This is a genomic window from Vibrio sp. HA2012 (assembly GCF_002812955.1).
Taxonomy (GTDB): Bacteria; Pseudomonadota; Gammaproteobacteria; order Enterobacterales; family Vibrionaceae; genus Vibrio.
This window is the reverse complement of record NZ_PFXK01000004.1, coordinates 17142-30325: the sequence shown is the minus strand read 5'-3', so window position 1 is coordinate 30325 and position 13184 is coordinate 17142. Positions and strand designations below refer to the sequence as shown.

The 13184-nt window shown below is 51.6% G+C and carries 15 protein-coding genes; 2 read left to right on the top strand and 13 right to left on the bottom strand.

Annotated elements, in window-relative coordinates:
- Window positions 1-35: 35 nt before the first annotated feature.
- The 11 genes from acpS to rpoE all read right to left on the bottom strand — a co-directional run bounded on the left by acpS (window position 36) and on the right by rpoE (window position 9276).
- Window positions 36-416 carry a holo-ACP synthase gene (acpS, locus tag CSW98_RS08680; RefSeq protein ID WP_100800094.1) on the bottom strand — a complete coding sequence of 127 codons (381 nt, stop codon included), beginning with the start codon at window positions 414-416 and terminating at the stop codon, window positions 36-38.
- A 77-nt stretch (window positions 417-493) separates the two neighbouring features.
- Window positions 494-1225, bottom strand: coding sequence for a pyridoxine 5'-phosphate synthase (gene pdxJ, locus CSW98_RS08675; RefSeq protein WP_100800093.1), 732 nt, complete (start codon window positions 1223-1225; stop codon window positions 494-496).
- Window positions 1222-1953 (bottom strand): DNA repair protein RecO, encoded by a 732-nt coding sequence (gene recO, locus CSW98_RS08670; RefSeq protein WP_443083658.1) that lies wholly within the window; start codon window positions 1951-1953, stop codon window positions 1222-1224. The genes pdxJ and recO overlap by 4 nt, the downstream gene beginning before the upstream one ends.
- Before the next feature lie 98 nt (window positions 1954-2051).
- A complete protein-coding gene (gene era, locus CSW98_RS08665; protein ID WP_100800091.1) occupies window positions 2052-3029 on the bottom strand; it encodes a GTPase Era in 978 nt (325 codons plus the stop codon).
- Window positions 3022-3699: a ribonuclease III gene (gene rnc / locus CSW98_RS08660; protein ID WP_100800090.1), complete on the bottom strand. Its 678-nt coding sequence runs from the start codon at window positions 3697-3699 to the stop codon at window positions 3022-3024. Before rnc ends, era begins: the two co-directional genes overlap by 8 nt.
- Window positions 3700-3709: 10 nt before the next feature.
- Complete coding sequence (gene lepB / locus CSW98_RS08655) at window positions 3710-4609, bottom strand: signal peptidase I (protein ID WP_100800089.1); 900 nt, start codon at window positions 4607-4609, stop codon at window positions 3710-3712.
- Window positions 4610-4665: 56 nt separating this feature from the next.
- Entirely contained in the window at window positions 4666-6459 is a 1794-nt protein-coding gene (gene lepA / locus CSW98_RS08650) for a translation elongation factor 4 (RefSeq protein WP_100800088.1), read from the bottom strand.
- An 81-nt stretch (window positions 6460-6540) separates the two neighbouring features.
- Entirely contained in the window at window positions 6541-7008 is a 468-nt protein-coding gene (locus tag CSW98_RS08645) for a SoxR reducing system RseC family protein (RefSeq protein ID WP_100800087.1), read from the bottom strand.
- On the bottom strand, window positions 7005-8024 hold the full coding sequence (rseB, locus tag CSW98_RS08640) for a sigma-E factor regulatory protein RseB (RefSeq protein ID WP_100800086.1): 1020 nt from the start codon (window positions 8022-8024) through the stop codon (window positions 7005-7007). The genes CSW98_RS08645 and rseB overlap by 4 nt, the downstream gene beginning before the upstream one ends.
- Window positions 8021-8638, bottom strand: a complete 618-nt coding sequence (locus CSW98_RS08635; protein ID WP_100800085.1) for an RseA family anti-sigma factor — start codon at window positions 8636-8638, stop codon at window positions 8021-8023. The genes rseB and CSW98_RS08635 overlap by 4 nt, the downstream gene beginning before the upstream one ends.
- Before the next feature lie 59 nt (window positions 8639-8697).
- On the bottom strand, window positions 8698-9276 hold the full coding sequence (gene rpoE, locus CSW98_RS08630; protein ID WP_100800084.1) for an RNA polymerase sigma factor RpoE: 579 nt from the start codon (window positions 9274-9276) through the stop codon (window positions 8698-8700).
- A gap of 357 nt (window positions 9277-9633) precedes the next feature.
- Between rpoE and nadB the strand changes: the two genes are divergently transcribed.
- Complete coding sequence (nadB, locus tag CSW98_RS08625) at window positions 9634-11253, top strand: L-aspartate oxidase (protein ID WP_100800083.1); 1620 nt, start codon at window positions 9634-9636, stop codon at window positions 11251-11253.
- Window positions 11254-11336: 83 nt separating this feature from the next.
- Here nadB and CSW98_RS08620 read toward each other — a convergent pair whose 3' ends face one another.
- Together CSW98_RS08620 and CSW98_RS08615 are read right to left on the bottom strand one after the other, a co-directional pair.
- Window positions 11337-11741, bottom strand: coding sequence for a hypothetical protein (locus CSW98_RS08620; RefSeq protein WP_157810369.1), 405 nt, complete (start codon window positions 11739-11741; stop codon window positions 11337-11339).
- Window positions 11713-11973 carry an FAD assembly factor SdhE gene (locus CSW98_RS08615; protein WP_100800081.1) on the bottom strand — a complete coding sequence of 87 codons (261 nt, stop codon included), beginning with the start codon at window positions 11971-11973 and terminating at the stop codon, window positions 11713-11715. Before CSW98_RS08615 ends, CSW98_RS08620 begins: the two co-directional genes overlap by 29 nt.
- A 199-nt stretch (window positions 11974-12172) precedes the next feature.
- On the opposite strand from CSW98_RS08615, the gene ygfZ reads away from it, so the two are divergent.
- On the top strand, window positions 12173-13138 hold the full coding sequence (gene ygfZ / locus CSW98_RS08610; protein WP_100800080.1) for a tRNA-modifying protein YgfZ: 966 nt from the start codon (window positions 12173-12175) through the stop codon (window positions 13136-13138).
- The last annotated feature ends 46 nt before the right edge of the window (window positions 13139-13184 follow it).

Sequence of the window (13184 nt, the reverse complement as noted above, 5' to 3'; positions counted from 1 at the left end):
CTTGAGATGCTTTTGTCACACCCGATCATACCGCATTAAGACTCAAACAGCACGGTAACTACGGCGTAGTGGCGTTCGTCGGAGATAGAAATATGGGTATGCTTCACCCCCATACCCTGTGCGATTTCCAGAGCTTTATGGCTCAGCACCAGCACGGGTTTACCGTGTTCATCGTTGCTGACCACAAAATCATGAAAGGTAACGCCGTGGGCAATGCCAGTTCCCAGTGCCTTTGAAGCAGCTTCTTTGGCGGCAAAACGTTTGGCCAGGTAGCGGGATTTCTGCTTCAGTCCGGCAAATACCGTCATTTCCGGCTCAGCCAGAATACGCTCGGCAAAAGCCTCACCGGAGCGTTCCAGTGCTTGTTCAATCCGTCCGATTTCAGCGATATCGGTGCCTAGTCCAAGAATTGCCACGTTATACTCACCCGATACAATATAGGAAGTCCGTTATTATTAACAGCAGACAAAAAGTGCTCAGTTCCGATTAATCGCTAGCGGCGCGCTTCCAGCATCACGGCTTTCATATCCGCCACGGCCTTATCCAGCCCATCGAATACGGCACGACCGATGATCGAGTGACCGATATTCAGTTCATAGATTTCCGGCAAGGCTGCAATCGCCGCCACATTGTGGTAAGTCAGGCCATGCCCGGCGTTCACGGTTATACCCAGTCCGGTCGCATACGTCGCTGCCGTTGCAATACGTGCCAGCTCGCTCTGCTGCTCGTCTTCCGTTTCTGCATCGGCATAGTGCCCGGTGTGCAGTTCGATAAACGGAGCGCCGCACGCCTTGGCGGCATCAATCTGTGCTTTACTGGCATCGATAAACAGGGAAACTTTTATCCCGGCAGCCGTCAGTTTTGCTGTCGCAGCTTTGATTTTTTCCAGCTGACCGGCCACATCCAGCCCGCCTTCTGTGGTCAGTTCTGCGCGTTTTTCCGGCACCAGACACACGTATTCAGGTTTAGTACTGACAGCAATGTCGACCATTTCATCCGTGACCGCCATTTCTAGGTTCATCCGGGTCTGGATCGTCTCACGCAGGATCCGTACATCACGGTCTTTGATATGCCGGCGGTCTTCACGCAGATGAATGGTAATGCCGTCAGCACCCGCACGTTCGGCGATTTCTGCCGCATGCACAGGATCCGGATATTTCGTTCCGCGGGCATTACGTAAGGTTGCGATATGGTCGATATTGACGCCTAAAAGAATGGAACTCATGATTCAGTACTCCGTACTACGGGAGCTGTCCTTAAGGTAAATAGCTCCCTGCTTTTTAATGGTTTTCCGCCAAGATACGGCTTAAGTGCTATGCGTGTAAAGCGCTTTGCCGCTTTTAGCTGTTCTTTGGTTAAAAAACGCCGCTCAGCAATGGCAATCAGTTCATTGCCCAGAAAGGTCAGGTTATCCCGGCGTACGCTGGCAATAAAGCCTTTCTGCTCCCGGTAACGATAAGTCATCTCCGGGGCAACCGGTTCGCCGGTTCCGGCGCAGTGCAGAAAATCGACGCCGTAGCCCATGGCAGACAGCAGCGCCAGTTCAAAGCGGCGCAATGCCGGTTCCGGGTTCTCAGCCTGAGCCAGTTCGGCCAGCACCAGCAGGTAGTCGTGAAACAGTGCAGGATAAGGGGTTTCGGCTTCCAGAACCCGCGCCAGCAATTCGTTGACATACATGGCGGAGTAAAGTGTGATCCCACTCAGAGGCAGGCCGAGACTGATGGGTTCAGCCTGACGCAGGGTTTTCATGCTGCCCTTTCCCGACCATTTGATCAGTAGCGGCGTAAAAGGCTGCAAAGCACCTTTCAGGGCAGAACGTTTGCTACGGGCTCCTTTGGACATCAGGGTCAGGCGGCCGTATTCTTCGCTGAATACGTCCAGGATCAGGCTGGATTCGCTGTAGGGGCGGCGATGCAGAACAAAACAACGCTGGAGAGCGGAAGCTTCCTTCATATTAGCCATCCCCTGATTACGTCTGCATTTCCACTTACGTATGCATTCCCACGCAAAAGCAGGAACGAGGGATTCCCCCGCTCCGTATGCCAATGATCCTAATCCAGATCGTCAATATAACCCAGAGAGCGCAGAGCACGTTCGTCATCTGCCCAGCCGGATTTCACCTTCACCCAGGTTTCCAGATAGACTTTGCGTCCAAACAGCTCTTCCATATCCAGACGAGCCTCACGGCCGATGGTTTTGATTTTTTCACCACCCTTGCCGATCACCATTTTCTTCTGCCCGTGGCGTTCCACCAGGATCAGGGCATTGATATGGAAACCGTCCGTTTCCGGATTATAATCAAAACGTTCGATCTCCACGGTGACCGAATAAGGCAGCTCTTCTCCGGTAAAGCGCATCAGCTTTTCCCGGATAATTTCCGAGGCCATAAAACGCTGTGAACGGTCAGTCACATACTCTTCCGGGAAGTGATGTATCGCCTTTGGCAGATGCTCACGCACATGCTTGCGAATCGCATCGGTATTTTTACCGAGCTTGGCCGAAACCGGGATCACATCCACAAAATCCATCTTCTTCGACAGCTCCTGCATGTGCAGCATAACGTCGTTGCGGTCTTTTACGTTATCGACTTTGTTGACACACAGCACGACCGGAAAGTTCGCTTTTTTAAGCTTGTTCAGCACCATCTCGTCATCGGCAGTCCAGTGTGTTCCTTCCACCAGAAACAGCACCAGATTGACATCACTCAGCGAGCTGTTGGCCGCACGATTCATCAGGCGGTTAATGGCCCGTTTCTCTTCGATATGCAGTCCGGGAGTATCCACATAAATGGCCTGATAATCACCATCGGTCTCCACCCCCATAATACGGTGACGGGTGGTTTGCGGTTTACGCGAGGTGATGGAGATCTTCTGCCCCAGAATATGGTTCAGCAGGGTGGATTTCCCCACATTCGGACGGCCGACAATGGCGATAAAGCCACAGTGCTGGTTGTCCGGCTCCGAACTTTTCTCGCCATGAGCAGCGGCAAAGTACGCATCCAGATCGAATTCGTTGTTGTCATCAGACATGGGTTAATTTTTCCAACGCTAATTCCGCAGCCGCCTGTTCTGCCTTGCGGCGGCTGGTGCCTTTACCGATAACAGGCGCGTCCATACCTGCTACTTCACACGCAACCGTAAATTCCTGATTGTGTGCTTCGCCTTTAATGTTAGAAACCGAATACACCGGAAGCGGCTTCTTCCGTCCCTGCAAAAATTCCTGCAGACGGGTTTTCGGATCCTTCTGTGACACGCCCGGCTGGATACTGTCCAGACGGCTCTGATACCAGGAAAGAACGATGCCGCGCACGGCTTCGATATCGCTGTCCAGATAGATGGCTCCGATGATCGCTTCTACGGCATCCGCCAGAATGGAGTCACGGCGGAATCCGCCGCTTTTCAGCTCACCTGGACCTAATTTTAAGTAATCTCCCAGCACGAACTCACGCGCCAGTTCCGCCAGCGTATGACCGCGAACCAGAGTGGCACGCATGCGGCTCATATCTCCTTCATTCACCTTCGGAAAACGATGATAGAGATCGTCAGCGATGACAAGACTTAAAATTGAATCGCCCAGAAACTCAAGACGTTCGTTATGTTTGCTGTTGGCGCTGCGATGTGTCAGCGCCAGATTGATCAGGCCGCTGTCATTAAACTGATAGCCAAGCCTTCTTTCTAATCGATTAATAGGAGTAGTCATACTCTCTCTGTTATTTAATGCCACCGATGCGCTCGAAGCGAACACCAGTAGGAACCCATGAAGGCAGTGCGCTGTCTGCACCGCGTTCAAATTCAAAGCTAATCCAGATACCGATAGCTTTACCAACAAGGTTTGCTTCCGGGACAAAGCCCCAGTAGCGGCTGTCTGCACTGTTATCACGGTTGTCACCCATCATAAAGTACTGACCTTCCGGCACCACCCATTCATTAATACCGGGGCGAGGCTGATACGCGGCCACGTTATCCCGGCGAACAGGGTTCACCAGAACCTGATGCTGTACGTCACCCAGTTGTTCATCCATGCTCATCAACGGAATGCCGCTTTGCTGAAACTCGCTTTCCGCTACATGAGACAGTTGAACCGGTGTGCAATCGGAGGTGCCCTGCGGCTGAATGCAGATCTGCTTATGGCCACTGTAGCGAATCGTGTCACCGGGCAAGCCAACCACACGTTTAATATAGTCAATGTTCGGTTGTGGCGGATATTTAAATACCACGATATCCCCACGCTCGGGCTGTCCGGTTTCGATCAGTTGCGAACGAAACACCGGGTCTTTAATGCCGTAGGCGTATTTTTCCACCAGAATAAAATCGCCCACCAGCAGGGTCGGCATCATAGAACCGGATGGGATCTGAAACGGTTCAAACAAAAACGAGCGCAACACCAGCACAAAAGCAATGACCGGGAAGATAGACACGCTGTTTTCCACCCACCATGACTGAGGGGCAACTTTATCGGCCAGTGCGCTGTCCAGACCATTTGCAGTCTGAGCTTCTACATCGGCCAGCTTCTGTGCCCGCTGCTTTGCCCATACAAACTTGTCCAGTACCCAGACGATTCCGGTCACAAACGTCACAATCACCAGAATCAGCGAAAACGTATTAGCCATCTAGTCTCCCTTATATTTTATGGGTTCCCGGGCAGCCCCCGGGAATCAATGCTATTTTAATCTTTACCCACATGCAGAATGGCAAGGAAGGCTTCCTGCGGCAACTCAACGTTACCAATCTGCTTCATGCGTTTTTTACCTTCTTTCTGCTTCTTCAGCAGCTTCTTCTTCCGGCTCACATCACCGCCGTAACATTTGGCGATCACGTTTTTACGCAGCTGTTTCACCGTAGAACGGGCAATAATATGGTTGCCAATGGCGGCCTGAATGGCGATATCGAACATCTGGCGCGGAATGAATTCTTTCATTTTTTCCACCAGAGCACGGCCGCGGCCCTGCGCCTGATCCTTGTGCGTGATAATAGCCAGTGCATCCACCCGGTCACCGTTCAGCAGAACATCCACCCGCACCATATCAGACGCTTCGAAACGCTGGAAGTTATAATCCAGAGAGGCGTAACCGCGCGAAGTCGATTTCAAACGGTCGAAGAAGTCCAGTACCACTTCAGCCATCGGGATATCATACGTCACCGCGACCTGATTACCGTGGTAGATCATATCAACCTGAATGCCGCGTTTTTCCACACACAGGGTAATAACGTTGCCGAGATAATCCGCTGGCACCAGAATATTACAGCGGGCGATCGGCTCGCGCATTTCCTGAATATCATTCACCGCCGGCAGTTTGGCCGGGCTGTCCACGTGGATCTGTTCGCCATCGGTTTTCACGACTTCATACACCACAGTCGGAGCCGTGGTGATCAGATCCAGATCGTATTCACGTTCCAGACGCTCCTGAATGATCTCCATGTGCAGCATGCCAAGGAAACCACAACGGAAACCAAAGCCCAGCGCTGCGGAGTTTTCCGGCTCATAGAAGAGAGAGGCATCGTTCAGGCTGAGTTTACCCAGCGCATCACGGAAGTTTTCATAATCGTCCGAAGAGACTGGGAACAGGCCGGCATACACCTGCGGCTTCACTTTCTGGAAACCGGGCAAGGCTTTTTCACAGCCGTTTTTCGCCAGTGTCAGCGTATCCCCGACCGGAGCACCGAGAATATCTTTAATACCACAGACGACCCAGCCCACTTCGCCGGTACCCAACGTTGTCGTATCCAATTGTTTCGGGGTAAAGATCCCCAAACGGTCAACGCCCCAGACCTGACCGGTACTCATGACTTTGATCTTGTCGTTTTTCTTCAGTACACCGTTTTTGATCCGCACCAGAGAAACCACACCCAGATAGTTATCAAACCATGAGTCGATAATCAGAGCCTGCAACGGTGCATCCGGATCCCCTTCCGGAGCCGGAATAGCGCTGACGATATTTTCCAGCACATCTTCAACCCCGAGACCGGTTTTGGCCGAGCAACGGGTAGCTTCCAGTGCGTCGATGCCGACAATCTCTTCGATCTCTTCCGCGACCCGTTCCGGATCGGCCGCTGGCAGATCAATTTTGTTCAGGATCGGCACGACTTCCAGATCCATTTCAATGGCGGTATAGCAGTTCGCCAGTGTCTGGGCTTCAACCCCCTGACCGGCATCCACCACCAGCAGAGCCCCTTCACAGGCAGCCAGTGAGCGGGAAACTTCATAGGAGAAGTCCACGTGTCCGGGAGTATCGATAAAGTTAAGCTGGTAAGTTTCCCCGTCTTTAGCGGTATAGTTGAGTGTCACACTCTGCGCTTTGATGGTAATACCACGCTCGCGTTCCAGATCCATAGAATCCAGAACCTGCTGTTCCATTTCACGGTCGCTTAAGCCTCCGCACACTTGGATCAGACGGTCTGAAAGGGTCGACTTACCATGGTCGATATGGGCGATAATCGAAAAATTGCGAATGTGCTTCATAGATTGGCGTGACTAAACTCTTAAATAGGTGGATGGAGGAAACACCGGCTCGGGCGGGTATTTCAATCAAGTTGCGCGATTCTACCCAATATCGATCGGATCGCCAAGCACTCTTATAAGCGTGATCGCCTGCTCGGATGCCTGCTTCATCTTTCCGGCGATCCGACGTGCCAGCCAGAGTCCGGCAGCCATAGAGAGGAAAGCCGTCAGAATCACACCGCCTTCCCCGGAAGAACCCAGCAGAGACTGGCCGAGCAAACCACCCAGCATCAGCATCAGCAACGGGATAAGATAGACAACAGAAGCAAACTGGATCAGCTTCTTCTCCGGCAGGCCGATTTCAATCACCTGCCCCGCCGAAACAGGCTGCGGGGTGACCAGCTCCCATTTATGGCTCCGGTTACCGACAGCTTTAGACACAATACCTGTGCCGCAGCTACTTTGTGAGGCACAATGGCTGCAACTGGTCTGCTGTTGGCAGCTCAGTTCCAGCACGTGTCCCCTTTCATCATCCTTAACGGCAATCACGGTTGCCAGTGCAGTCATCATGGCTGAGTTTCCTTACTCTGGGGAATGGCTTTGTCCCCAGACGGTAACGCGTTTTTTCCGGCTGCGCCAGCGTTAAATACCACAGAAAGGGCGATCCGCTTGGCCGTTTCCGGCGGGATATCTCCCACCACGGTGATCTCTTTATTGCCTTTCACATAGGTTTGCAAAGTGCGGCGTCCCTGACGAACCAACTGACCGGACAATTCACTCTCATCACCGGAATCGGAGACATAGACAGAGAAATTAAACAGGCCGTCGCTGAACATCTGACTTTCCACCAGCTTATCCACCTTCATCATTTTATAGCGGTGAAGATGACGGGGCTGAAAGCCGTCCGGAACCCAGCCAACCTGCCAGAAAGAAGCTTCTGTTTTGCTTTGTGGCAGGGTGATCACTTTAGGCAGGGTGACATCATTGAGATGCTCCATGACCCCGGCAATCTTGTCATTGACCGAATACGAAACGGTCCGAAACTGTTCCAGTACTTCGCCGTCCCGGTCAACCAGATCCGCCCGCAACGGCAGCGCCGATTTTTCATCGACCCACAGCATATAGGAATAACGGGTGCCGTCTTTTGGTACAATACGTACTACCTGAGACGCGGATCCGGCTTCGCGGGCACGTCCCATCAGTACAAAGTCATAATAGGTTTTGAGCTGGCGGATATCGCTCTCCAGCAGCGGGATCAACGGAGCGATCATCTCTCCGGAGCGGATCGAAAACGGTTCTACACCCGGTTCGATATAGCTGATTTCCTCCCCGCGGCGGATCACTTCCCGGACAGGACCACTGAGGTACACCAGATGCGCCAAGTGTGCGTCATCGACCCGTGCATGACGGTATACGAGTGGTTCAATGCTGTTTTTCTTTATCAGCATATAAGACAGTTCGTAATTTAATTGCTGACTGGCCTGGTTCATTTGAAGCAACAAAGCCTCCGCAGAGTTCTCTTCTGCCGAGGCTTGTGTTGGGATCAAACTGAACAGTGCCAGTGCACTGATCAGAAGTTTTTTCATTCTACTACCGGTTGTAAAGATTCATGTTCCGCAGTCAGCGTGCCTGTGGTATTTAAGCGCAATTGCAATTCATAATCCTGCAACAGGGCATTGATCTGCCGACGCTGTTCCAGCACCTTGGCTTCACGTTCCTGCTGAGTTTTCTGCGGATATAAAGCCTCTCGGGTTAAACTGACCGGCTCAACGTTTCCGGACAGAGGAATCGTCTGCAGCACAGGAAGCTGACCGGCCTGCTGTGACATATCACTGCCGCCATATTGCTGCACCCCAACGATAACCGCCAGTGAAACGCTGGCTGCAACAGCCACCTGACCGAACTGAGTCAGCCACATCGGCAGCCTTCGCCGCGCTTCTTTCGGTGTCGGCTGAGCTTCAACCATTGGGGTCGCAGTTGTGAATTGCGTGTGAGCTGGTTCATCTTCCAGCGCCGCCGCAACCTTACTGGCGATATCCCAGTGCAGGGTTTCCGGAGCTTCTCCCCGCATAATATCACCAATCAGATGATAGTTTTGCCATGACGTCTGACTTTCAGGCTCCTGTGACAGCTTTGATATCAAAGCCTTATCGACAGTTTCCCCATCCATGAGCGCTGAAAGTAATTCTTTGTCAGCCATTCTTTTCACCATACCTGTCTGTGGTTTCGTGTATCTGTTGTTTGGACAATCAACTCTGTCTAACGTTCCAGAAGTGGTTGAATTTTTTTCTCAACCGCTTCCCTGGCACGGAAAATCCGGGAACGTACCGTACCAACGGGACAGTCCATCACTTCGGCTATTTCTTCATAGCTCAGGCCATCCAGTTCGCGCAGTGTCATTGCCGTTTTCAAATCTTCCGGCAAGGCATCTATCGCAGCAAAAACCGTGCGTTTCAGCTCACCGGTCAACGCCAGATTCTCCGGGTTTGAGACTTCTTTTAACGCACTGCCGGTTTCATAATATTCGGCATCGTCAGCGTCAACATCACTCGCCGGAGGCCTGCGCCCTTGTGCGACAATGTGATTCTTGGCTGTATTAACAGCAATACGGTATAACCAGGTGTAAAATGCGCTTTCACCTCTGAAATTCGGGATGGCCCGGTATGCCTTAATAAAAGCTTCCTGTGCCACATCCGCCACATCACCCGAGTTGTTGATATACCGGGAAATAAGATTGCATACTTTATTTTGATATTTAATCACCAAAAGGTTGAATGCCTGTTTATCTCCTTTCTGAACCCGCTCAATCAATACCTGATCGGTCAATTGCTCGTTCATGCGAGCATGTACTCCTATTCTTTCGCCCTTACCTTCTCAGATATGAGCACTAATTATGCAAAATGTAGTATTGACACCACCACTTACATGAGCACTATTGTGACTCACCGGTAACAGGAAAGTTCCACTGTTCCTCAATTTTTTTACCGTTTCTGTCAGGTAATGATTCCACACACTCAGATAAAAATGAATGATTCGCAGTGAAAATAACAGGATTATTTCAAAGCAGGCAGGCAAAGTCATTTGAAGGCATGAGTGTTTAGCCGCATAATGGTTGGAATCTCCGTTATGGTTTAACCTCTTTTTGAAGAGCGAATCTCTGATTGCTCCAGTATAGTTCGGGAATTTAAACGTTTTATGAACACAGACCGAGAACATCAATGCGATGTATTAGTAATAGGGAGTGGTGCTGCTGGCTTATCTCTGGCACTGCGTGTGGCAAACAAAGGGAAAGTAATCGTCTTAAGTAAAGGACCGTGGAGCGAAGGCTCGACATTCTATGCTCAGGGCGGTATTGCTGCCGTATTCGATGAATCCGATAGCGTTGAATCCCATATCAAAGACACCCTGATCGCTGGTGCCGGAATTTGTGAAGAAGAGGCGGTCGAATTTATTACCCGCAATGCCAAGAACTGCGTTCAGTGGCTGATTGACGGTGGTGTTCCCTTTGACCGGGAAGAAAACGACTCCGACGAACACCCCCGCTATCACCTGACCCGCGAAGGCGGACACAGCCATCGCCGTATCCTCCACGCTGCCGATGCAACCGGCATGGCTATGCAGACTTCTCTGCAGGATAATGTGGCCAACCATCCGAATATCACCATTCTGGAACGGCATAATGCGCTGGATCTGATCACCGAAGATAAACTCGGCGGAGATAAAAATAAAGTTGTTGGGGCTTATGTCTGGAACCGCAAGAACGAACACGTGGACACCATCCGTGCCAAATTTGTGGTACTGGCAACCGGTGGTGCTTCCAAGGTGTATCAGTACACCTCCAACCCGGATGTTTCCTCCGGTGACGGTATCGCCATGGCATGGCGTGTCGGCTGCCGGGTCGCCAACCTTGAGTTCAACCAGTTCCACCCGACTTGTCTGTTCCATCCGGAAGCACGTAACTTCCTGCTGACCGAAGCGTTGCGCGGTGAAGGGGCTTATCTGAGACGCCCGGACGGTTCCCGCTTTATGAAAGATTTTGATGAGCGTGGCGAACTGGCTCCGCGGGATGTGGTTGCCCGGGCAATCGACTTTGAGATGAAACGTCTCGGTGCCGACTGCATGTATCTGGATATCAGCCATAAACCGGCAGATTTTGTCGAAAAGCATTTCCCGATGATCTATTCCCGTCTGATGAAGCTGGGCATCGATATGACGCAGGAGCCGATCCCTATCGTTCCGGCCGCCCACTATACTTGTGGCGGGGTCATGGTGAACCAGCAGGGTCAAACCGACCTGAAACAGCTGTATGCCATCGGTGAAGTGAGCTATACCGGTCTGCATGGTGCAAACCGCATGGCCTCCAACTCTCTGCTGGAGTGCGTGGTCTACGGCTGGTCTGCGGCCAATGATATTTTATCCAAACTGGCGGATGCAGAACTGCCGGGCTCCCTGCCGCAGTGGGATGAAAGCAAAGTATCCAATTCCGATGAAGAGGTCATCATCCAGCACAACTGGCATGAGCTGCGTCTGTTTATGTGGGACTATATGGGTATTGTGCGTACCGATAAGCGTCTGGAACGCGCCATGCGCCGTATTCAATTGCTGAAACAGGAAACCCACGAGTACTACAGTAATTTCCGGGTTTCCAATAACCTGCTGGAGATGCGGAACCTATTACAGGTGGCAGAGCTGATGGTACGCTGTGCGATGAAACGTAAGGAAAGCCGCGGCCTGCACTATACGCTGGACTATCCAGAACAACTGGAAAACAGCGGCCCGACCATTTTAACCCCGGCAGAGGTTGAAGCGGAGTAGATGCCTGATGGCACAGGCTATTCTTCGGTCTGTGCCTTTTCTATGATTCTAATAGCACGATTCGGATCATATAACCTCCCCATTTACCTGATTTGCTGTACCACAACGGACAAATGGCGATAATCATTTTCGGCACAGCTGTCCCGCCAGATCCGGATTAGTGGCTGATGTTCGGCTTTTATCCCTATCATCAGAGGACGGAAGCGGGTGTTCACCTGCACAATCCGGTGTTCTTTTTTCTCTCCGCTCCGGCTCTCAGCCACCAGATAACCGTCTTTGCGTATCCGCAAGATGCCGGTGTATTCCGGTGTCAACAGCTCCGTTTTTTCAGACAAACTCAGCCCGAACAGAAACAGAGCCACAGGCAGAGGAATCGCCGAGCTCACGATCACCCAGTTCAGCATGCCGCAACAGAGCAGCCGGAAAATCAGCCCTGTCCGGGATGCTCGCAGATAAAGATTAGCCGTGCTTACCGAGGTTATAGGCAACGATTTTGTCCACCATGTCCGCTAGCCTGCGGTCGTCACTCCTTCCCTGCCGCATTACCCAGCGAAACAGATCCGGATCATCACATTCAAGCAGAGCCACAAAATCCTGCTGCTCTGCTGCGGGTAAAGCCTCAAAACACGCTTCATAAAACGGCATAATCATCACATCCAGTTCCAGCATACCTCTCCGGCATGCCCACTTGATGCGTGCTTTTTCCTGCTGCGTATACATAATTCCAACCTGATTGATTACTCTGTTTCTGATGTATTTTCCTGTCGAAGTGACAAAGTACCGCAAGCCGGAGATTTCAGCGAGATATTATTAGATAACAGGCAGATATCCTCATCACAAACCCACAAAAAAGTGGTGGCTGACAAACCGGAGGAAGAGGATTAACATGGCGGATACAGATAACAACAGGTAGCCCGATATGACTTGGAACACACTATTTACCCCTTTGGACACCACACCAGCAACACCGCTTCCTGCGCTGGTCATCACCCATCTTGCCTCCTGGGCTGCCATCAGCGTGACCGGAGCGGATCAGAAAACCTATCTGCAGGGGCAGTTAACCTGTGATGTGAACGCCCTGAGTGCCGGGCAGTCCACGCTGGGCGCACATTGTGATCCTAAAGGTAAAATGTGGAGTATTTTCCGTCTGTTTCATCACCATGCCGGGCTGGCACTGTTTCAGCGTGCTGATGCTCTGGATACGGCTTTACAGGAGCTGAAAAAATACGCTGTATTTTCCCAGACGGAAATCACCCGCTCAGCCGATATTGCACTGGGGGTGATCGGTGAACACGCAGACGCGTTTATCGGTTCTCTGTCAGAACAGACCGGAGATGTCAGAGCGGTCAGTGGCGGTACGGCGGTAAGAATCAGCCCGCTGCGCTGGTTACTACTGCTCAGTGAGGAGAGTACCGAAGCAATAATTTCCCGTACGCAGAATGCCATCTTTGCTGATGAAAGCCTCTGGGATTATTACGATATTCAGGAAGGTATCCCGCGCATTACAGCGGTGAATCAGAATGAGTATATCCCACAGGCGCTGAACCTGGAGCGCCTTGACGGCATCTGTTTTACTAAAGGCTGTTACTCCGGTCAGGAAACCGTCGCCCGGGCTAAATATCGCGGGGTAAACAAGCGTGCTATGTATCAGGTTTGCGGCCACAGCGACACTAAGCTGGAAGAGGTCACTGAACTGGAACGGCAGGTAGGAGATAACTGGCGCTCTGCCGGTCAGTTGATTGTTCATTACCGGCACAGTACCGGCGAGTGCTGCGGACTGATTGTTCTGCCCAACGATCTGGAAACGGATACAGCACTAAGAATCAAAGAACAGCCAGATTCACAGTGGAGAATTGAAACACTTCCTTACCTATCGGAAGAATAATCTCCAGCCAGCCTTTCACTATGGATCATAGCATACACTCCGTTCC

Excerpts from the sequence above, each read along its gene's own strand:
- lepA (WP_100800088.1), bottom strand. The coding sequence starts at position 6,459 with ATGAAGCACATTCGCAATTTTTCGATTATCGCCCATATCGACCATGGT.
- rnc (WP_100800090.1), bottom strand. The coding sequence starts at position 3,699 with ATGACTACTCCTATTAATCGATTAGAAAGAAGGCTTGGCTATCAGTTT.
- rpoE (WP_100800084.1), bottom strand. The coding sequence starts at position 9,276 with ATGAACGAGCAATTGACCGATCAGGTATTGATTGAGCGGGTTCAGAAA.
- CSW98_RS08615 (WP_100800081.1), bottom strand. The coding sequence starts at position 11,973 with ATGTATACGCAGCAGGAAAAAGCACGCATCAAGTGGGCATGCCGGAGA.
- rseB (WP_100800086.1), bottom strand. The coding sequence starts at position 8,024 with ATGAAAAAACTTCTGATCAGTGCACTGGCACTGTTCAGTTTGATCCCA.
- CSW98_RS08635 (WP_100800085.1), bottom strand. The coding sequence starts at position 8,638 with ATGGCTGACAAAGAATTACTTTCAGCGCTCATGGATGGGGAAACTGTC.
- nadB (WP_100800083.1), top strand. The coding sequence starts at position 9,634 with ATGAACACAGACCGAGAACATCAATGCGATGTATTAGTAATAGGGAGT.
- lepB (WP_100800089.1), bottom strand. The coding sequence starts at position 4,609 with ATGGCTAATACGTTTTCGCTGATTCTGGTGATTGTGACGTTTGTGACC.
- ygfZ (WP_100800080.1), top strand. The coding sequence starts at position 12,173 with ATGACTTGGAACACACTATTTACCCCTTTGGACACCACACCAGCAACA.
- era (WP_100800091.1), bottom strand. The coding sequence starts at position 3,029 with ATGTCTGATGACAACAACGAATTCGATCTGGATGCGTACTTTGCCGCT.
- recO (WP_443083658.1), bottom strand. The coding sequence starts at position 1,953 with ATGAAGGAAGCTTCCGCTCTCCAGCGTTGTTTTGTTCTGCATCGCCGC.
- pdxJ (WP_100800093.1), bottom strand. The coding sequence starts at position 1,225 with ATGAGTTCCATTCTTTTAGGCGTCAATATCGACCATATCGCAACCTTA.
- CSW98_RS08645 (WP_100800087.1), bottom strand. The coding sequence starts at position 7,008 with ATGATGACTGCACTGGCAACCGTGATTGCCGTTAAGGATGATGAAAGG.